This is a genomic window from Nguyenibacter sp. L1 (assembly GCF_035199985.1).
Lineage (GTDB): Bacteria > Pseudomonadota > Alphaproteobacteria > Acetobacterales > Acetobacteraceae > Gluconacetobacter > Gluconacetobacter vanlangensis.
On record NZ_CP127015.1, the window covers coordinates 3157108 to 3178431 of the forward strand.

Genomic DNA, 21324 nt, shown 5'->3' on the forward strand with positions numbered 1-21324 from the left:
TTCGGTGCGTTTCCGTTCCGGGACCGTTACCATTTTTAAATCCCGTGATCGAGATAACGGGCTGGATCGGTAACGTTGATGAATGCGACGCGATCGGTCATCGTGCCGTCCAGATCTCGGCAGAGGGCCATGCTCGCCGCGCCAAAGCCGCGCTTGGGATTCTGGATACGGCGCAACGTCATCCAGTCGCATCCGGTGGTCAGGTCAAGGGCCAGAAGATGGATCGTATCCTCCACCGTGTCATGCAGGCGAACGGTTTTCAGATAGGTCTGCGCCTGAAGATCCTCAACCGTCGCGATGATCGCGTTGCCTTCCGGCGAAACCGGATTCATCTGCCCCTGCACGTCCTGAAAAATATCGGCGGCGGTATAGTCGCTGCGGAAGCCGGAATGTTGCAGCACCTGGTCGGGCGACAGCACGTCATGCGGCGAGACGACGGTGAACAACGTGTTGTCGAAACGATAAAGCCGTTGTGTCACTGCCACGTCCATGTTCCCCAGCGCGATGGTCATGGCTTCTACTTGGTTCGCCAGCGGATAGGGGTCCCAATTGGCATTCGACAGGACATAACCATGTAGGTGTCGGTCCGCGTCGCTGCCCCGCACATAGTAGCGCATCATCTGCGGCGTCGACAGTTCCCAGGAATCCCCCGGCGACACCCCGACCCGGGTGGCCGGATTGTGATCCGAACTGTTCATCGCAAGAAGAACCGTATCGCGCAGCACGGCCCAGGCTTGCCAGGCGGAACCCTGGCGGATGGACGACGCACGCAGGCTCTCGGGGTCCTGGATGATGCGATGCGGATCGTTGTCCATGAGGTAGCTGCCCCTGAGCAGGCCCAGGACACGCGCCGCGTCACGGTTCAGCCATGTGTAGGGACGCGCGGCCTGCACAGGGGAGGACAGGGGCGTGATGCTGCTGTTCATCCCCTGCAAGTCGATCGCCAGCGCCAGGTCCGCCCAATCCAGCGCCCGGCGGGCCTTTTCCACCGCTATCGCCGCCCGTGCCACCGCGTAGGCATCGGAACTGATCAGCGCGGCATCGTCGGCTGCGAATGGTTGCAGCGGGCGAAGGCCCGCCCTGCGCAGGGCCTCAATCGCCTTCATCCGTTCGCCGTGATAATAGGCGTCGCCTTCCCCGACCATTGTCGCGCCGATCGCGGCGATGACAGCAAGGTCGCCCTCGCCCAGTGACCCGCGCAGCGGTATGACCGGCGTGACCCGGTGGTTAAGCAGATCCTGCAGCATCTGGGTTAAAGGCGGGCTTGCAGCCTCGTAGCTCATGGTATTGGCGCGGATGGCCATCACGGCGCGGACCAGGGCTTCATCGTCGACTTCGGCCCCCGACCAGGAGCGGCCTTCGCGCCGGAAACGGTCGAGCTGGATTTTCTCAAGCAATGCCTTGTTGGCGGGGGCCAACGGATCGCCGGTAAAGATCGAGACTTCGCGCTGGTCACCGGCGCCGCGGTTGAACCAATAGACTGGCACGCCCTCCCGCGCCGCTTCCAGCAGCAGGTCATAGGCGTCCTGCGACCGTTGCCGTGCCGACGGGGACAGCGAAACCGGCGCGCCGTCACGCGCGATGCGCATCAACTGGTCCAGCGTCAGGTCATGGCCGGTCAGGACCACCGTCGAGCCTGCCGTCGACGTGATCGGATGATAGGCGCGAGCCGACGGCGCAACGGCGAGGGACAGCAGCATGGCCAGCGTGCCAGCGGCGCGCGAGCGGAAGGAATGATTCCGGAACATCGTCCTGACTCTCTCTTCTGTCATCAGAAATGCGCCGAAATCGTTCCGAAGAACTGCCTGGGCGCGCCAGGCATGAAGGATTGGTAATCGCCCTGGAGCGGATTTCCTTCCTCGCCAACCACCGCGATCCATTTCTGGCCCAGCAGGTTGTAGATGTTGAGCTGGAGCGACAGGTTCCGTAGTGCCCCCAACTGGCCGAAATCATAGCTAGCCCCGAAATTGGTGATGAAATAATGCGGCGCTGCAACTGTATTCATGTAATCGACGTAGCGATGGCCTTCATAGTTTTCGTCAATATCGGTGGAAAATCCTTTGTAGCGATAGGAAATCTGGCTTTTCCACATCAGAATCGGCATGTTCGGGGCCTGCTTGCCTCGGACCTGCGCCACACCCGACGAGGTCGTGTAGTTGTTGTCATAAGTGGCGCGGTTCCAACTGAAGCTGTTGTACCAGGAAATATGCCGGGGGAAGTGGATCGTGCCGCTAACCTCCAGCCCGTTCATGGTGACACCGCCGACATTCTGCACCGTGGCGTAGGAATTGATGATCGATCCCTGCGCAATGGTCAGAAGGCGGTTGGAGAAATTGGCCCGGTAGCCGGTCAGCAAGCCGTCGAACCAACGGCGGTGGATTCTGTATCCGGCTTCGTACACCCATGCGGTTTGTGGCTTGAGTGATTTCTGTTCCTGGCGAAACGCGTTCGCGTCGGTGATGCCGAACGGCGAGCCTTGATTCCAGCCGCTGAAAGAGAAGGTGCTCATGTTCTTCGAGACGTCGAAGAACAGTTCGTCGTGCGACGTAACCTTCCAACTCGCGCTGACCTGCGGCAGGAAGGCTGCGGCTGCTGTCAGGCCGCCGGAGGGCAGCGTATCCTGGCCGGTGAAGGCTGGATTGTTGAACAGAATTCCGCTGCGCGTGGTCGAGACCAACGATTTGAAACCTGCGTTGACCTGAAGATTCGGCAGCACCCGGTATGTGTCGTACAGATGAAACTGAAACGTATTGGTATTGAAGACGTAGCCCCATTCATCCAGAAACGCGTTCTGGGTATTCTGCCATACATAGGGGCTGAGCGGCTGGCCCTGACCCAGAAGCGGTTCCTGATAGAGGCGACGGTTCTGGATGTAATTATTGTTTTCGAACCATATTCCAGTGTGAAAATCATTCCGCATGTAACGCCAGGCGAAATTGCTAACGAGACCATAACGCTGTCCGCCTTCGTCACGCCCCTGCATGCTCAGCGGTGCACCATTGGGTGACGGCGTGTACGGCGTCACCCAGGTACTGAAGCCGGCATCGGCGATCGCATACGCTGTAGTGCGCCAGGTCATGCCATGGCCCAGCGCCGTATCCAGCGTGGTTGAACCGACGAAATCCTGTCGCAGGCCCGACCCGGCGTAATATGCGGCGTCGAGTGCGTCGTTCGTTTTATTTTCGCCGCGGGTGTAGGTGCCGAGCGCGGCGTTGTAGGCAGCGGCGTAATCGGGATAATAATTGTCCCAGTTCGGTCCCAGTATATGAATATAGTTCATCGACAGATCCTGGTAGTCGATTTCCTTGCGGTCGCTCCAGTCGAAATAGGTCGTCCAGGTCGTATGGTCGCCGAACGGCTGGACCAGCTTCGCATTGATCTGATCATAGAGGTTCGAACCAGCCCCCTTCCATTTGTCCAAGGTGGAATGGGCGTAGGACAGGAAAAAGCGTGTGCCGGAACCGTTCAGTGCACCGCTGTCGACCCGCGCGAAGGTACGGAACGTGTCGTTGCTGCCGAAGGTCTGCTGTACGGTGCCACCGGGTTTCAGGCTGGGATCGGCGGTATAGAATTGCATCGTGCCGCCCAGGTTGCTCAGCGACGGGACTTCGACCGACCCTGCACCCTGCGAGACTGTGGTGCTGCGGATATTCTCGCTCAGGACTGTACGGTTCACATTGATGCCGCGTTCGGTATCGTATTCCATCGGCCCCAGAGGGATGTCATCCAAGGTAAAGCCAAGCTGATCCTGTGCGAAGCCGCGCACGGTGATCCGGGTCGACCATTCATAGGCCCCAAATGGATCGGCGGACATGAAATTCACGCTGGGCAGACGGGCCAGGACCTTCATGGCGCTGGTGCCGGGAGCGGAGCGGCGCAATTCGCTGCTACTGATGGTTGCCATTTGCCGTGTCGAGCCGCCGCCAAAGACCTGGATGTCTTCCGTAGTAATGGCCGCGGCCCGTTTGGGCACGGATGCAGACGGTCTTGCCGCACCTTTCCGCGTATCTGCCTTGCGCGCCGATTGCGGGGCGACAGGCTGCATCGCGGCAATCGCGGCGCATGGCACCAAAGCTACGCTGGCAAAAAGAACCGTCCTGAAACCTCTGAAACGCATGATCGCCTCATTTTGCGGAAACCAGTGTAGGCATGGAATATTTGGCGTTGTCCGCTTCGATTATGATTTGGAATCGTAACAAAATACAGAGCATCCCAGGCTCGTTTCAAGCGAATTTTGTTTCTAAGAGGAAAATAAATTTCCTGAACATAATATGTCCTTCGTCATGCTTCTGATGAAAACCTGCTCCGGTCCATAGGGCCGGGATGGAGTGAAGGGTGGAAACGGATTGTGATGACAGCAGTCAGGATATGTGGCAGGCGCGTGGGTGAGAGTCCGGCCGGGAACATGTCCCTCGGCCGTCGTCGGCATTAGCGCATTGTTCTGGCGAGTATTTTTACCCGTTCAAACTATTCCGTTTGAACGGGTGAAGATGTTCTAGGCAAGTTGCGCCAGATCCAGCGCGTCTCGCAGGCGATGGGCTTCCTGGCGGGAAACGGGACCGTGCTGCAGTAAGGCAATCAGGTCATTGAGATCGCCCACGACGTGCCGCAGGGCCTGTGAGACCTGTTCGGGTGTGGCGTCGAATGGCATTTCCGCCAGCAGTTCGTTTAATCGGTGACGCGCGACCCAGGATCGATGACGCGCCCATTCGGCGGCCGCGCATTGGCGTTCCAGCATATAGTTCCGGTCCTGAGCGCCGTGCTCGGAAATTTCGACCCATTCGATGCGGTTCGGATCGGGAACCTTGACATTCCGGGACACATAGCTCTGCACCAGGCTGCTGCGGAAACCTAGTTCCTCCAGGCGCGAGGCCCGGTGAAAGACCGTGCAGCCCTGCATGTAGCACGCATAGCCGGGGCCGGGAAAGTCGGGCGTGATGATCCGGTCCTCGGGAATGCTTTTGCCCGAGCGAATCAGTTCCCATCCTTCCTGCCTGGTGCCTTCGAATATCTGGAACCGGCCGCCTTGCAGCGCATTGGGATCGTGGACCATCAGCACCCAGTCGAAGGCGGTTGCGTCGTGATGCCAGGTATCGACCTCCTTCGAGAGTTCTCTTGGCTGAAAATTCATGTGCCCCTGCTGGTGGGTGATGGTATGGGGCAGGAGCGAGGTCTGGAACATCTCCGAAAAAAACGCCGTGATGTCCGGTGACAGGCAGAGGTCGCGAATGAAGCGCGAACGGTGGGTTGTGCCGCGGAGCGCCGCCGGCACGCGGGGGCCCGCACTATCGTAGCGGATATAGGGTTGCAGCTTGCGGGTGATGTCTTCAAGAACCGCGATACCCTCGTCGCTCAGAAGGCGGGCCGGGCTGGTTGCAGCGACTGGCGACGCGAAGCGCGATATGAAATGCTCATCATATCCCAGATCGGACAGCATCCAGATTTTTTCGGGATATTCCAACTGCAGGTGAATGGTCGGATCAAAGGCCGGTTCGTCCCGAAGCACATATTCATATCCGGGCGGTGCCGAAGTGGGATAAATATCGTCTTGTGCGAGCATCTCTGTACCTTTCCTGTTCCTTGCCATCGGATCGGACCGGCCGGCGCGCAGTGCAGCGGTGTAGCCGTTCGTTCAATATTGAACCGTAATGGTAATATCGGGATTCATGGTTATAAGTTTGTCTTATTGACCCGCGCGGTGTTCCGCAGACACGTGGGGCCATCGGGCCAGGGATCAGAACATTCCTGTTCGTTGCAGGGTCGAGACAAGGGCGCGTTCGGATGTCACGTTCGCCTTGCGATAGAGGCGTAACCGGTAGTTCTTGACCGTGCCTTTTGAGATCTGCAATGCCTGGGCGATCTCACCGGTATTGCGGCCGCGCATGATAAGGGCGATTAAATCCTGCTCTCTCGGGGTGAGGCGCGTGGCCAGATCGGACCATGGATCGTGTGCGTCATCGCCAGCCCGGGATGGCGGGCAGGAGGGGGGCACCGGCTGCCTGTCGGTCCGGGTGCTCAAATGCGCGCGGTGCATTCCCACGATCAGGGGCATGACCTTGCGCACCGCGGCGATGTCTCGGGGGCTGAACATCCTGGCGTCGTGCTGCAGGAACAGGCTGACGGCCCGGCCGGGGGTACTGGGCAGCAATACCCCCAATTCGTCCCGGAATCCCGCGTCGCCGCGGAAAGCTTCGGTATAGCGGGCACTTTTGACCGACGGGTCCAATGTTTCCAGCGTCAGGACCTCGGCGTCCCGACGGAGCCGCGAGACCTGCCAGAACGGATCGACCTCATAAAAATCACGGCAGTAGCTGGTCAGCGTCCGTTTCTTGACGCCGGCGGTATGGAACACGTCGGGCGGGTTTTGGTCTGAATAGGTGATGATCCAGGTCGAGCAATGCTGGACCACCAGCCCGAGCAGCGACAGGAGATGGACATAGAAAATGTCCGACCCGATCGAGGCTGCGGCGGTTCCGGCTTGCTGAAACCAGGCGCAGGAGCCCGGCATCGCGATCATCGCGGGTGATGCCGTCCCTTGATGCACGTTTCCCGGTTCCTCCGTGAAATCTGGTGGCCCAAGATACCGCGCCGATCAGACAAGTCCGGTCGCGTCATGCTGGATGCCAGGGGAAAGTGGGGTTCCGTCGTCGTAACGCGACAGGAACTTTACCGTGACCTGTCGGTATAGGTCCAGTCCCTTATATGTCGACAGCGCGGGGTCGAGATCGCGCAGGACCCGATGCAGCCGGGCGCGCCATTTCGGTACGCGCACGATGTCGCGCAGTGGCAGGAGGTAGGTGCGGATCGAAAACGCCAGCGCATGCGAGCGCGGCAGGCGGAAGAGGGCCTGCAGTTCCACGCGCAGGTGGACCCGGTCGGCCACGTCGTCCAGGGTGACGGTCGCGCGGTCCGGCCCCCAGATCGTGTAGTTTTCCGCCGATGTGTCGAGCCACGGATTGACCGTCATCGTCCAGTTCAGCCGGCGTACCGGATGATCATGGCGGAGCATCAGCAGATATCGCAGTGCGCGGTCGAACACTCCAAGTTCATGCGCCTTGGGCACCGGGGCATGCCATTGGTGAAAAGACATGCCGACATCAAATTTCAGAGACCAGTCGGCCGCACCGGTCACCATGCCTGCATCCATCCAGAGAGTGTTGTCGCGCTGATCCAGCAACACCATGTCGCCCTGCATCTGTCGCGCGATGAAGCGGAATGGCGCTTCGTCGAAACCAGCCGGGTCACCGAAGGTGAAGGCATGGTCGATGTCCAGCAGCCGGTTGATCCATCGCCAATGTCCGCCGTTGCGTTCCAGGGTGAAATGGTGGGGATAATCGGCGGCAAGCGATGTCATCGCCAGTTCGAGAAAATCCCACTGCGCCTGCTCCATGTGCGGCAGAATGAGGCAGCGCCGGGGGTCTTCGGCCAGAATTCCAGCTTTTTGCCGGCATTCGGTCAGGTAATGTTCGTCGATGTCGAAGGCGGCGCGCATCGATTCCGCCCGCGCCGAGGGCGTGTGCGGTTCGACGTTGAAGGAATACATGTAGCTGTCTTCGGGAAACGGATAGGGAAAACGCAGGATCGTTTTGTCGCTGTTCACCAGGAGAGGAGGGGGCAAGGGTTCAGGCATTGCGGTCTCCGTTCGCGGTATGCGGGACAATCAGAATTCCGCTCGTGCGGTGCCGAAGAACTGACGCACGGCGCCGCGTTCCATCGACTGGGCGTCACCGCTGACGGGGAAACCGTTTTCGCCCATCATCGCGATATATTTGGCGTTGAACGTGTTATAGACGTTGAAGCTGACGGTCAGGTTCTTCATCATGCCGTAATTCCCGAGCAGGTATCGCGCGCCCAGGTCGGACAGCCAATAGGCCGGAACGCTGGTATCGTTCATCAGTGAGAAGGGCCGCGCGGAATAATAGTTCGCGCCGAAATGAACCAGGAGGCGGCCCCAACTATAAGAGGCGTCGGCCTTGTACATGAAGGCCGGATAGCCGCTGAGCCGCTTGCCCTGAAGGTTGCAGACCATGCCGCCGGTGCACAGATTGACGGGAGTGTCATAGGTGAAACGATTGTAGCTGAACGTATTGGTAATGGCGAGGCGCGGAAGCGGGCGGAGCGTCGCTGCGGCATCGGCCCCCCACATGTCGGCGTGATGGGTGTCGAGCACCGTCGTCACCGGCGCGTTCAGCGTGCCGAGCGAGGCCGAGATCAGATGATGGTAGAGGTCAGCATGGTAGGCATCCGCCGTCACCGAGATGAGCTTGCCGGTATAGCGATAGCCGAGGACGAAATCCCAGTCGCGTTCGGGATGCAGGGTTCGCTGTAGCGTCTTGAACAGGTCCTGGGAGGTTTGTGGCGGCATCTGGCCGTTGGTGGGGGCAGGTACGGCGACGTTCCAGGGCGATCCGACGGCGCCCAGGCTGGCGGCGCCGCTGACGCTGTAGGGACGCATATTCTCGGCCATGTCGAAATAGAGTTCATGCCCTTGGGCAAAGTGCCAGTCCAGGTTCACATGGGGGAGGAAGCCGCCGGCCGCGGTCATGCTGCCATTGGCCAGGGGACCGTAATTGAATTCGGGGTTGTTGTAATCTGCCCCGCCCGACGTTGTCTGCACCAGAGATTTGAAGCCGTAGGTTACGCTGATGTTGCGCAGAGGGCGCCAGACATCCATGGCGTAGTACTGGAACGAGTTGGTGTTCCACTGATAGCCGACATCCTGGAGGAAGGCCCGGCCATAGACGTCATAGGGCCCGATCGTCTTCAATGGCGCGCCGTGGCCCAGAAGCGGCTCGTTGTACCAGAACAGGGCGAATTGCTGATTGTTGTTTTCGAACCAGACGCCGGTACTGATTGCATGGCGACCGACAAAATAGTGCAGTGATGTCTGGAAACCGTAGCGTTCCTGCCGGGGTTGCCAGACTTCCTCGGACAGGGGCGCGCCGGTGGCCGAAGGCTGGTAGGGATCGCCGTATGTCTGGTACTGCGTGTCGCTGTGGCCGTAGATCGTGGCTTTCCAGCGCAGGCGATCATTGATCGCGATATCGAAATTCAGCCCGCCGAGATAGTCGATCGAAGTTTGTCCGCCATCATAGAATGCGACGCCGGCTTGCGCGTTGGTGTTGAACCATCCCGCGGGCAGGCCGGCGCCGCCAAGCACGCCCGGTGGTGTGGCGCAGGACGGGGCCAGGCCGCCGCAATAGGCGACCCAGTTCGCGGCGGCATAGGCCGCCGCGTAGTTCGGATAGAGGTCCTCGACCCGCCAGCCGAGCTTGTTGAGAATGTCGAACGATTTGTCGGCATGGACCCAGACCTGTGCCTCGGACCAGTTGAAGAAGGCCGACATGATGCTGTCCGCTCCCAGGGGCTGGACCAACTTTCCGTCCGCCTGCTGTAGAATTCCGGAACTGGGGGAGTCGTATTTTTCCTCGTAATTGCGTGAATAGGATCCGAAGGCGCGCGTACCCGTGTGGTTCAGGTCGCCGCTATCGAGGCGGATATACGTATGTTCCATGCCATAGGAACCGAAACCTTGTTCGATGATCGCCCCGGCCTTGTGCTTCGGGTCGGCGGTGGAGAATTGCATCGCGCCGCCGAGATTGGTGTTGGACGGCACGTCCAGCGCGCCGCCGCCCTGCGATACCGAGACATTGGCGATGTCCGCCGTGATGACCGCATTGGCGACGTTGAGGCCATTGACGTTGCCGTAGCCCTGGTCGTTGAGCGGAATGCCATCCAGGGTCACGCCCAACTGGTTCTGGAAGAAGCCGCGCATATAGACGCTGGCTCCCCAGGTATCGATGCCCAGCGGGTCGGAGGAACTGAAACTGACGCCGGGCAATTGCCCCACGGCCTTGAGGACGTTCGTGCCGGGGGCGAGCTGTTCGATCGCCGCGCGTGAGACGACGTTTTCCGTATTGCGCGCTTCGTGCGCACGTGCGGTGACCGACACCGATTCATCATCGGCGGCCAGGCGCGTCGCGGGGCGACGTCCCGCCCGGGTAGAGGATTTCAATGTCGCGTTTCGCTGTGTCGCTCCGCGGGGTTTTCCGTCGTTACGGGTGGCTGCCTGCAAGGGCGTGGGCAGCATCAGCGGCAACGAAATGAGGGACGTCGTCGCGATTACCAATAGGGTCGTCGAACCGATCCTGACTGCCATATGGGCCAGCCCTTTCCATGATATCGAACGCCGGCGTCACAACCTTCAGTTTCATGCGTCGGAGCGATCACGTCGCAATGGGTGATTCGTTTCCGTAACCAAAGATATGGTCTGTGACCTTGAATGCCAAGAAATGTTTTTTATGTATAAGAAAGTCTGATACCTTGCGGGCGAGAAAAGGCAACGATTTGGGACATAACATTTTTTGTCGGCGGCTCCGGCCCGATGGTCGCTTGCAATGATGCCGGTTGGCACGATTGCAGGGTATGCGCGTACGAAAATAGACTGAAACCGGGCAGCGTGGATGGGACAGCGCGATGGATCGGAATGACCTGGTCGGGCGGAATGTGCGATCATGCAGTCTTGTCGCAGGGGGGGAGGCGCGATTCCTGTCCGTCCGGGCCGGCGATATCGTCCGGTTGGTCAGCCCCGACGGCGGGCAGCCGGCCGTACTGCTGGCGCCTGCGGGCATGATCGCGTCTACCCCCGTCCCGGATGGCATGGTGCTCCATGCGGCGGAGATCGCGGCGGTCTGGGACCGCGAAGCTGGCGGCGCGTTCGAGACTTTCGTGCCCTTCGACCGGGATGCGCCTGCCGGCATGTCGGCGGACGTGGCGATCGGCCGTGACGGACGGGTGCTGGTCGCCGCGCCTGGCGCGGCTATGGCGCCATCCGAACAGAATCCGCCCACCGCGATCACGGTCGAACTGCATGTCGCGTCGGACGAGGGGGATCGGCTGCCCGATCCGCTGGCGCCGCCGGTTCAGGACCTGCGTGTTCCGGCCGCCAGCGCGCGGGCCTATCGGGTGAAGAAGGGGGATTATATCCAGATCATCGACATTTCGGGCCGCCAATGTTCGGATTTCCTGGCTTTCGACGCCGGCGCGCTGGCGGAGGGGCGGGAATACGGGCTGGATGCGACGGCGACCCGGACCGCGATGGGGCACGCGATGCCCATGCCGGGGTTGCATGCCAAATTCTTCGACGTGCGCAACCATGCTCTGGTGGAAATCATCCAGGATACCGTAGGGCGGCATGACGCGTTTCTGACCGCATGCAGCGCGAAATATTATGACGATGCGGGTTATCCAGGCCATGACAATTGTTCAGACAATTTCAATCGAGAGCTGGGTCCGTTCGGAGTGGCGGCGCGCGCGGCATGGCCGGCGATCAATTTCTTCTACAATACCGCTGTGCTCCCTTGCGGCACGATCACGATGGATGAACCCTGGTCTCGGCCGGGCGATTACGTGCTGTTGCAGGCGAAGACCGACCTGATCTGCGCGTCGTCATCCTGCGCCGATGATATCGACGCCGCCAATGCGTGGCATCCGACCGACATCCAGGTCCGCATCTATGACGGGCATCATCATTTTCCACGGGCGATGGCGCGACGCATGACACCTGACTCACCACCCGTCATGACACGGGATTCCGGATTTCATCACGCTGCGGCGGCACGCGGTGCGCGCTTCGTTGAATATAAGGGATTCTGGTTGCCCGAATCCTATACCGGATATGGCCCCATTGCCGAATATTGGGCATGCCGCCGCGCGGCCTGCGTGATGGACCTGTCGGCATTGCGCAAATTTGAAATTCTGGGTCCGGACGCCGAGGAATTGCTGCAATATGCCGTGACGCGCGATATCCGCAAGCTGGCCGTCGGACAGGTCGTCTATACGGCGCTATGCTACCCGCATGGCGGCATGCTGGATGACGGCACGATCTTTCGTATGGGGCCGCAGGCTTTCCGCCTGGTGTGCGGCGACGAATATTGCGGGCCCTGGTTGCGTGCGTTGGCGGCGGAACGGGGGCTGGCGGTCAGCATCCGCGCCTCGACCGACCAACTGCACAATATCGCGCTTCAGGGACCGTTGAGCCGTGATATTTTGGCGCCGCTGGTCTTTACGCCGGCGGCGCAGCCCACGGTCGCGGCGCTGAAATGGTTTCGCTTCACCATAGGGCGGCTCGGCGGCGAACACGGTATTCCGGTCGTGATCTCGCGCACCGGCTATACTGGTGAACTGGGTTTCGAGATCTGGTGCCATCCCGCGACGGCGGGCGCAGTATGGGATATCGTTTGGACCGCGGGACAGCCGCACGGGCTGACCCCGCTGGGCCTGACGGCGCTGGACATGGTCCGCATCGAGGCGGGGCTGATTTTCGCTGATTATGAATTCTGCGCCGAGACTGATCCTTTCGAGGCGGGAATCGGTTTCGCGGTCCCGGCGTCGAAGACCGATGATTTTGTCGGCGCGGCCGCGCTGGCGACGCGACGGGCGCACCCATTGCGTCGTCTGGTCGGGCTCGACGTCGCGTCGAACGACACGGTATCGCATGGCGATCCTGTCTACCAGGGCAGGGCGCAGGTCGGGGTTGTGACCAGCGCGACCCGTTCGCCTGTACTTGGATGCTCCATTGCGCTGGCCAGGATAGATGCCAGCCTGTCGGCGCCCGGCACGGGTTTGGAAATCGGCAAGCTTGATGGCCAGCAGAAGCGCCTGGGCGCACAGGTGGCGCGGTTCCCGGCTTACGATCCGGAGAAAGCCCGAGTCAGAGCCTGATCTGTCTTTCAACTTCGTATCGGTGGTAAAAATCATGGTAAAACGGATAGCGATCATTGGTGCCGGCGCCAGCGGTCTTGCCGCACTGCGTGCGTTTGAGGCGGCGGGACGAAAAGGCGAAGAGGTCCCGGAGATCGTGTGTTTTGAAAAACAGTCGGATTGGGGCGGGTTGTGGAATTACAGTTGGCGCACGGGGTTGGACGAGTACGGCGAACCGGTCCACGGATCGATGTACCGCTTCCTGTGGTCCAACGGTCCGAAGGAATGCCTTGAATTCGCTGATTATTCGTTCGAGCGCCATTTCGGCCGGCCAATTCCGTCCTATCCCCCCAGGGCGGTGCTGTATGACTACATTACCGGGCGGATCCGTGATAGCGGACTGCGCGACCATATCCGTTTCCGCTCGCCGGTACGCGCGGTCCAGTGGAATGCCGGAGACGGGAATTTTACCGTGACGGTGGAGAACCTGGTCGAACGGCATGTCTATTCCGAAATCTTCGATCATGTCATCGTTGCGTCCGGACATTTTTCGGTGCCCAACGTGCCGGCATTCGCGGGCTTCGATTCCTTTCCCGGCCGCATTCTACACGCGCATGATTTCCGTGACGCCAACGAATTTGCCGGCAAGACGGTCATGATGATCGGCAGTTCCTATTCGGCTGAGGATATCGGTACGCAGTGCTATAAATATGGCGCCAAGCGTATTATTTTCTCGCATCGCGGCAAGCCGATGGGATTCAAATGGCCGGACGCGTTCGAAGAACGTCCGCTTCTGGTCGAAACCAAGGGAAACGTGGCGGTCTTCGCTGATGGAACCTCGACGCAGGTCGATGCGATCGTCCTGTGCACGGGCTATATGCACCATTTTCCGTTTCTGCCGGACGAATTGCGTCTGAAAACCAGGAATCGCCTGTATCCCGGGGGCCTTTACAAGGGTGTCTGCTGGATCGACAATCCGGCGCTGTTCTATGTCGGCATGCAGGATCAGTATTATACCTTCAATATGTTCGACGCGCAGGCATGGTATATACGTGACGTTATCATGGGTAGAATCGCGCTGCCCGACGACACTGCGATGTGCCGGGATTCGCGCGACTGGATGGCGAAGGAGGAGGCGGCCGAAACGGCTTATGACGAAATCGATTTCCAGACCGCCTATGTCGGCGACCTGATCGCCAACACGGATTATCCCGATTTCAACCTGGCGCACGTTGCCGAAACCTTCAAGGCGTGGAAGCATGACAAGGTCGACGATATCATGAACTATCGCGACCAGTCCTATGTTTCAGGACTCACGGGGGCGCTGGCGCCGCCGCATCACACGCCATGGATGCGGGCATTCGACGATTCGATGGAGGCATTCCTGGCCAATGAGCCGGAGACAAAGCGGGCTTGATGCGAACGGGGGAGACGTGCCGGCCGGGCGTTTCCTCTCACCTTCACCGTCCCGTCATGTCAGTCGTGGATCGTCTCGCCGTGGAGCGAGAGGTCCAGCCCGCTTTGTTCCTGGTCTTCGGACACGCGCAGCTTGCGAAAATATCTGAACGGCAGAAGCAGAAGGACGGTGACGACCAGGGTCCACGCGACGACCACGAGCACGGCTTCGCTCTGTACGATCAGTTGCCACCAGTGGCCGTCGATGACGCCGCTGTGTCCCGCACCGGCCATGCGTGCCGTGGCGAAGACGCCGGCCAGCAGAGCGCCCATGATGCCGCCGATCCCGTGAATAGCCCAGACATCCAGGGCATCGTCATAGCGGAAGCGGCGTTTCGGCCAGTTGACGCCCCACAGGCATACCATACCCCCGATCATCCCCATGATCAGGGCACTGGCCGGAGAGACGAAGCCGCAGCCGGGCGTGATGACGACCAGTCCGGCGATGGCGCCCGAAATGGCGCCCAGCAGGCTGGGCTTGCCATGCAGTCGCCATTCACCAAGCACCCAGGCGGTGGTCCCGGCGGCGGCGGCGATCTGGCTGTTGAGGATGGCCAGCCCCGCCGCCGGACCGGCTGTGAGCGCCGAACCGCCGTTGAAGCAGAACCAGCCCCCCCACAGCAGGGATCCGCCCAGCAGAGTCAGCAGGACATTGTGCGGGGCCATGTCCATGACACCGTATTCCCGGCGCGGACCGATCATCAGTGCCGCAACCAGACCCGCGACGCCGCTGGTGACATGGACCACGGTGCCGCCGGCGAAATCGAGCGCGCCGGCACTCAGCAATAGGCCGCCGGGGCCCCAGATCATGTGGGCGATCGGGCAATAGACTGCCAGCGTCCACAGTCCGACGAACAGCATGGCAGAATCGAAGCGCATCCGGTCGGCTGGTCCGCCGAGAATGATCATCGGCGTGATCGTCGCAAAAGTTAGTTCGAACATGACGAAGACGAATTCCGGCACGGTCGGGGCGGCCGAAGATATCGAAAAAGGAGTAAGATGACGAAGAAAAGTCTGGTCCAGGCCGCCAATCACCGGAGATGAAGCGGTAAAGACCAGGCTGTAGCCGCAGACGATCCACACCAGCGAGACCACCGCCCCGGTGCAGATCGCCTGCATCGAGGCCGATAGGGCGTTCTTCTTGCGCAGCATGCCGCTGTAGAACAGTGCCAGCCCGGGAATCAACATCAGCGTGGTGAAAACCGAAGCCACCATCAGCCACGCGGTGTCGGCGGCTGAAAACGAAGTGCTGCTTTGAGGCGAGGCGCCGTCGGCTGCCAGGACGGGGCACGTGGTCAGAAAAAATGCCGGTACGAGGACAAGGAGCGGGTGAAAGCGAAATCGGGTCATGATCCTCTCGTAAGGTCTCTTGCCCGGACGGCATCATCTGCGGCCAGACTAGGCACCGCGCCATGATCCGTCAATTCGTTATCCACAAGCAATGAACGGGCGTGTTCGGAGCGCATGTATGGTCAGAACAGGGATTGCTGGTCCATGCGTGGCGTCCAGGATGGGACGGCCAGGCCGGCGGTGCGTGCGGTGTTGTACAGCAGGCAGGCGATCGTCATCGGCCCGACCCCGCCGGGTACCGGGGTGATTCGTCCCGCGACCGCGCGTACCCCTTCATAGTCCGCGTCGCCAACGATGCGGGTGCCGCCGGCCGCCGCGACGCGACTGATACCGACATCGATGATCGTGGCGCCGGGCTGGATCATGTCGCGCGTGATCAGATCGGGACTGCCGGCCGCGACCACCACGATATCGGCTCGGCGCGTTTCGGCCGCCAGGTCCCGCGTCGCCAGATGGGCCACGGTGACCGTGCAGCGGTTGAGCAACAGCAGCCGCGCCATCGGCCGCCCGACGATGTTCGAGGCTCCGACCACCACCGCTTTCATCCCGGACAGCACACCGAGTTCGGCGCGCAGCAGAATCAGGCAACCCAGCGGAGTACACGGGATCACGCCGTCGGTCTGTCCGGCCGCCAGCTTACCGGCATTGACGATGTGAAATCCGTCCACGTCCTTTTCCGGCCGGATGGCGGCAAGGATGGTCGGGCTGGAGAGGTGCGAGGGCAGCGGCAGTTGCACCAGGATGCCGTGCACCGCCGGATCGGCATTGAGGCGGTCGATCAGGTCGAGCAGCGCGTCACTGGATACGCCGGCGGGCAGCCGATGTTCGAAGGAGCGCATGCCGGCCCGCCGTGTTTGGCGTACCTTGCTGCGCACATAGATGTCGCTGGCCGGATCGTCTCCGACCAGGATGACGGCCAGGCCCGGCACGATGCCGTGGCGTTCGACCAGGTCGCCGACATCGGCGCGGATGTCGGCGAGCAGGCGCTCGGCATGGGCCCTGCCGTCGATGACGCGGGCAGGCAGCGACGCGTTTGCGGAACGGGGCATAGGCAACGAAGGTATCCTTTCGCGGAACGGACGCTCAGGGCTGGAAGATGATCGTCTTGCTGCCGTTCAGGATCGCGCGCATTTCGACATAATAGCGCACGGCGCGGGCCAGTACTCGCCGCTCGATGTCGCGGCCCTTGCGAATCAGGTCGTCGGGCTTGTCGGCGTGAGAAATGCGTTCGACGTCCTGTTCGATGATTGGCCCCTCATCCAGATCGTGGGTCACGAAATGCGCGGTGGCGCCAATGAGTTTGACGCCGCGGTCGAATGCCTGATGATAGGGTCTGGCGCCCTTGAATCCGGGCAGGAAGGAATGATGGATGTTGATGCAGCGTCCCGATAGCGCGGCGGCCATGGTATTCGACAGGATCTGCATATAGCGTGCCAGCACGACCAGGTCGGCGCCGGTGGCCTGGATCAGGTCCAGGATCTGCTGCTCCTGCCATGCCTTGGTGTCTTTCGTGACCGGCAGATAATGGAACGGGATGTTGCCGAAATCGATATGGGTATAGGTGCTGGCCGGATGGTTCGCGATAATCCCCACGGGCTGGATCGGCAGTTCGCCGATGCGCCAGCGATACAGGAGATCGACCAGGCAATGGTCGAATTTCGACACCAGCAGCATGACTTTCGGCCGGACCGCGACGTCGCGCAGCAACCACATCATCGAAAAACGGTCGGCCAGTTCGCCGATCGCGGCCTCGGGCGGGGTCGGGTCGGCGACGGCGGCGGAAAAGACAATGCGCATGAAGAACAGGCCGCTATCCTGCTCGTCGAACTGCTGGGCTTCGGTAATGTTATAGCCGAGTTCGAACAGAAGCTGGCTGATCGCGGCGACCAGTCCCGGGCGGTTTGCGCAGGACAGGGTCAGGATGTAGGAATTGCCGTACGCCGCCTCGGGGTTGGAGGGCGGGGCTGTCTTGATCGTGTTCATCGTTTTCATTCCAGTCCGTGACTGTCAGCACGCCGCGAACATGGCCGCGGCTTCGGTCAGATGGTGATGCAGGGCGTTCGCCAGGCTTCTGAATACCAGGCAGTCGAAGCCCTCTTCGTCGGTCCTCCAGAAATGGACGCCGATATGCCCGATCTGGCCGAGCGCCACGTCCCCGTCGCGGAAAATGCCGGGGTGCAGGTCGATCCCCGTGGCGGAGCCAAGGAAGGCCGCGCTGCGTTCACCGCCGATGCGAAAGGCGCATCGTCCGTCGCCCTGTGTCGTCAGTGCGGCCCGCTCTGCGCAGAGCGGGCGCAGCCGCGCGGCGATATCGGGAGCGCCGGCCGGCGCGATGGCGAAATAGTGCCCGCGGCCGGCCCAGGCGGTACGGCCGGTCGCGTTCACCGCCGTGCGGCCTGCCTCGGGCGCGGGAAAGCCGGCATCGGCGAGGATCGCCGCCAGGGAGGATGGGTTGCAGCGAAACGGCGCGATGTCGACGATCTGCCAGGGGGCCAGCGGACGGATCGTGACGGCGTGCGGGGACATGTCAGGCATGCAGGCGCTGTCCTTGCGGATCGACGAAGACGGGCGGGCAGACCTGCGCGCGCGTTACCCTGCCGCGTACCGGGTCGTGGGCGACGATGACCTCTCCATGACGGTTTGCGCCGCCAGCCAGGAAACCGAGTCCGATCCACGACCCACAGGTGGGGGACCAGGCGGCCGAAGAAATCCAGCCCTGGTTGTCGCGTGCCGTTGCTGGGGCGCCGTCAGGCAACAGGTGCGCGCCGGCGCCCAGTGGTGCGGCCGGGTTCAGCGGCCGGATCCCTACCAGGGTCGGGCGGGTGGGATCGGTTAGCGCCGGGCGTCGCGCCATGCGTGCGCCGATATAATCCTTCCGGCTCGACAGCAACTTGCCGAAGCCCAGATCGCAGGCCGTGGTCTGGCCGTTCAGCTCCGGCCCCGCGGGATGGCCCTTTTCGATACGCAGGACGCCCAGCGCCTCGGTGCCATAGGGGGCGATGCCGAATTCTTCGCCCGCCTGCATCAGCGCTTCGGCCAGCCGCGCGCCGTGGCGGGCCGGCACGGCGATTTCGTACGCCAGCTCGCCCGAGAACGACAGGCGAAACAGGCGGGCAGGAATCCCGCCGCAGATGCTGGTCTCGGTGGCCGCCATGTAAGGGAATGCATCGGGCCCCACATCGAATGCCGGATCGACGATACGGCGGAGGACGTCGCGTGAACGCGGACCGGCCAGGGCAATCTGAGCCCATTCGTCGGTGACCGAGACCAGGTTTACGTCATCGTCGGGAAACAGCCATTGCGCACAATATTCGAGATGTTCCATCACCCGGGCGGCATTGGCGGTCGTGGTGGTCATCAGGTAGTGCGACGAGCCCAGGCGGGCGGTCGTGCCGTCGTCGAAGGCGAAGCCGTCCTCGCGCAGCATCAGGCCGTAGCGCACGCGCCCGATGGCCAGTTTGGCGAAGCCATTGCAATAGACGCGGTCGATAAACCGGGTGGCGTCCGGGCCCTGGATGTCGATCTTGCCCAGCGTGGTGACGTCGCAGAAACCGACGGCGTTGCGTACGGTCGCGACCTCGCGGTTCACGGTGTCCAGACAATCCTGCTCGCCGGGGCGGGGAAACCACTGGGCGCGCATCCACAGCCCGGCGGTGGTGAAATGCGCGTTGTGGCGCGTGGCCCATTCATGGGTAGGGGGCAGGCGCGCGGGACGGAAGTGGCGGCCGCGATGGGAGCCCGCCAGCGCTCCGATGGCCACGGGCTGGACGGGCGGGCGGGCGGTGGTGACGCCGGTCTGTGCGATCGTGCGGCCGGTCATTGCCGCCAGCAGTGCCAGCCCGTTGATATTGGCGGTCTTGCCCTGGTCGGTCGCCATGCCCAGCGTGGTGTAGCGTTTCAGGTGCTCGACGCCGGCATAGCCTTCGCGTACCGCCAGCCGGACGTCCTTGGCCGTCACGTCATTTTGGAAGTCCACGAAAGCGGTACCAGGCGGAGCGTCCAGATCGTCGAGCGCATGCCGGAGCGCGAATGGTTGTCCCGCGTGATCCGGTGCTGTCGGCAGGGTGACCGCAGGGGCACGCAGGCCGCAGGAATCCAGCGCCGCCAGCGCCGCGTCGCGTCCGGCGGCCAGTGCGGCGGCGGTGCCCGGCAACCCGGTCACGGCACCGGCTGCGATCATTCCGGGCGGCAGGTCGCCGGGCAGGAATGCGCATGATGCCTCGTCATAGACCGGGCGGGCACCCCGATGGGTGGTCAGGCCCAGGGCCGGCGCCCAACCGCCCGAGACCGCCAGCAGGTCGCAGCGGACGCGCCGCGTCGCGCCATCGCGCCCCCTGATCGTCACCGCGGTCAGCAAAGGCGCACCGTGCGCCGCGACGACCCGTGCCCCGGCCAAGTAAGGAATGCCGTGCCGGGCCGCCAGCGCACGGATATCAGGCGATTCGCCGGGACGAGCGTCGACGATCGCCTGGACGTGCGTGCCGACCAGGGCCAGGTCTTCGGCCGTGGTCAGCGCGCTGTCGGTGGCGCCGAATACTACCGCGCGGCGTCCGGGGACTGCGGCGAAGCGATTGATATAGCCGCGTACGGCACTGGCCAGCATCACGCCGGGACGGTCGTTGCCGGCGAAAATGACGGGTTGTTCGATCGCACCCGTGGCCAGCACGCAGTGCTTTGCGGTGATCCGCAGCAGACGCTGGCGCGGCTGGTTGGCGCCCGGTACGGGCAGATGATCGGCGACGCGCTGCAGTGCGCCATAGACCCCGCCGTCATAGGTGGCATTGACGCTGGTGCGCGGCAGCAAGGTGACGTTGCCGCAGGCGGTGAGTTCGGACAATGTCTGTTCGACCCATCGTCCGGCCGGCGCGCCATCCAGTTCGACCCGATCGAACAGCAGACGGCCGCCCGGGCGGAAATCGTCGTCGCACAGGATCACGCGCGCGCCACCGCGGGCGGCGGTTAGGGCCGCCGCAAGCCCGGCGGGGCCGGCACCGACCACCAGGATGTCGCAGAACAACGATATCTTGTCATACCGGTCCGGATCGGCCTCGGTGGCGGCGCGGCCCAGCCCGGCAGCGCGACGGATGAGCGGCTCGTAGAGCTTTTCCCAGAATGCGGCCGGATACATGAAGGTCTTGTAGTAGAATCCCGCTGAAAGCATCGGTGCGAGCAGCCGGTTGAACGACAGCAGGTCGAAGGTCAGCGAGGGCAGGCGGTTCTGGCTGTGCGCGACCAGCCCGTCGAACAGTTCGATGATGGTGGCGCGGGTATTGGGCTCGCGCCGCGCGCCCTCGCGCAGTTCGATGAGGGCGTTCGGCTCTTCCGCCCCCGCCGTCAGGATGCCGCGTGGACGATGGTACTTGAAGGACCGGCCGACCAGGCGGACGCCGTTGGCCAGCAGGGCCGAAGCCAGCGTATCGCCGGCGAAGCCCGTATAGTGGCGGCCGTCGAAGCGGAAACGCAGGGGACGGTCGCGGTCGATCAGCCCACCGGCGGGGAGCCGGGTGCATGCGTTCTGACGGATCGTCACGCCGCGGCACCCGTCCGGGACGCGCTGACCGCGTCTTCCGCGCCCAGAATGTCATGGGTGCGCGTGTCGCGCGTGATCACCATCCAACTGCGGCACGGCGTGTGGTACCACAATTCACGCATTGGGCCGGCGACGTTGTCACGCAGATAGACATAATCGCTCCAATCGGCGTCGGGGGCGTCGGGGGTCGGGCGACGCGGGGCGGCGTCACCGCGAAAGACGAATTCGCCATTGTTCCGGAGACCGCAAGAGGGACAGGGCAGGCGCATGGTGATCTTCCCTTGGCG

The 21324-nt window shown here is 62.3% G+C and carries 14 protein-coding genes; 2 read left to right on the forward strand and 12 right to left on the reverse strand.

Annotated features, from left to right (window positions below):
• Positions 1–35: 35 nt before the first annotated feature.
• The 6 genes from QN315_RS14125 to QN315_RS14150 form a co-directional block, all read right to left on the reverse strand.
• A complete protein-coding gene (locus tag QN315_RS14125) occupies positions 36–1772 on the reverse strand; it encodes an aromatic amino acid ammonia-lyase (RefSeq protein WP_408904528.1) in 1737 nt (578 codons plus the stop codon).
• Positions 1772–4117 carry a TonB-dependent receptor gene (locus QN315_RS14130; RefSeq protein ID WP_323989924.1) on the reverse strand — a complete coding sequence of 782 codons (2346 nt, stop codon included), beginning with the start codon at positions 4115–4117 and terminating at the stop codon, positions 1772–1774. Before QN315_RS14130 ends, QN315_RS14125 begins: the two co-directional genes overlap by 1 nt.
• A gap of 378 nt (positions 4118–4495) precedes the next feature.
• Positions 4496–5560: a hypothetical protein gene (locus tag QN315_RS14135; protein WP_323989925.1), complete on the reverse strand. Its 1065-nt coding sequence runs from the start codon at positions 5558–5560 to the stop codon at positions 4496–4498.
• A 174-nt stretch (positions 5561–5734) separates the two neighbouring features.
• Positions 5735–6544: a LuxR C-terminal-related transcriptional regulator gene (locus QN315_RS14140; protein ID WP_323989926.1), complete on the reverse strand. Its 810-nt coding sequence runs from the start codon at positions 6542–6544 to the stop codon at positions 5735–5737.
• A gap of 48 nt (positions 6545–6592) precedes the next feature.
• Complete coding sequence (locus QN315_RS14145) at positions 6593–7630, reverse strand: DUF3445 domain-containing protein (protein WP_323989928.1); 1038 nt, start codon at positions 7628–7630, stop codon at positions 6593–6595.
• Positions 7631–7660: 30 nt separating this feature from the next.
• Positions 7661–9952: a TonB-dependent receptor plug domain-containing protein gene (locus QN315_RS14150; RefSeq protein ID WP_323989930.1), complete on the reverse strand. Its 2292-nt coding sequence runs from the start codon at positions 9950–9952 to the stop codon at positions 7661–7663.
• A gap of 524 nt (positions 9953–10476) precedes the next feature.
• Here QN315_RS14150 and QN315_RS14155 point away from each other — a divergent pair.
• Positions 10477–12723: a DUF1989 domain-containing protein gene (locus tag QN315_RS14155; RefSeq protein WP_323989931.1), complete on the forward strand. Its 2247-nt coding sequence runs from the start codon at positions 10477–10479 to the stop codon at positions 12721–12723.
• Positions 12644–14119 carry an NAD(P)/FAD-dependent oxidoreductase gene (locus QN315_RS14160; protein WP_323993523.1) on the forward strand — a complete coding sequence of 492 codons (1476 nt, stop codon included), beginning with the start codon at positions 12644–12646 and terminating at the stop codon, positions 14117–14119. The genes QN315_RS14155 and QN315_RS14160 overlap by 80 nt, the downstream gene beginning before the upstream one ends.
• A 59-nt stretch (positions 14120–14178) precedes the next feature.
• Here QN315_RS14160 and QN315_RS14165 read toward each other — a convergent pair whose 3' ends face one another.
• The 6 genes from QN315_RS14165 to QN315_RS14190 all read right to left on the reverse strand — a co-directional run bounded on the left by QN315_RS14165 (position 14179) and on the right by QN315_RS14190 (position 21306).
• Positions 14179–15507, reverse strand: a complete 1329-nt coding sequence (locus QN315_RS14165) for an ammonium transporter (RefSeq protein WP_408904529.1) — start codon at positions 15505–15507, stop codon at positions 14179–14181.
• Positions 15508–15629: 122 nt separating this feature from the next.
• Entirely contained in the window at positions 15630–16556 is a 927-nt protein-coding gene (locus QN315_RS14170; protein WP_323989933.1) for a bifunctional methylenetetrahydrofolate dehydrogenase/methenyltetrahydrofolate cyclohydrolase FolD, read from the reverse strand.
• Positions 16557–16590: 34 nt separating this feature from the next.
• Complete coding sequence (gene purU / locus QN315_RS14175) at positions 16591–17490, reverse strand: formyltetrahydrofolate deformylase (protein ID WP_323989934.1); 900 nt, start codon at positions 17488–17490, stop codon at positions 16591–16593.
• 24 nt (positions 17491–17514) lie between these two features.
• Positions 17515–18042 carry a hypothetical protein gene (locus QN315_RS14180; RefSeq protein WP_323989935.1) on the reverse strand — a complete coding sequence of 176 codons (528 nt, stop codon included), beginning with the start codon at positions 18040–18042 and terminating at the stop codon, positions 17515–17517.
• Positions 18035–21037, reverse strand: a complete 3003-nt coding sequence (locus QN315_RS14185) for a sarcosine oxidase subunit alpha family protein (RefSeq protein ID WP_323989936.1) — start codon at positions 21035–21037, stop codon at positions 18035–18037. Before QN315_RS14185 ends, QN315_RS14180 begins: the two co-directional genes overlap by 8 nt.
• Positions 21034–21306, reverse strand: coding sequence for a sarcosine oxidase subunit delta (locus QN315_RS14190; RefSeq protein WP_176638479.1), 273 nt, complete (start codon positions 21304–21306; stop codon positions 21034–21036). The genes QN315_RS14185 and QN315_RS14190 overlap by 4 nt, the downstream gene beginning before the upstream one ends.
• Positions 21307–21324: the final 18 nt, after the last annotated feature.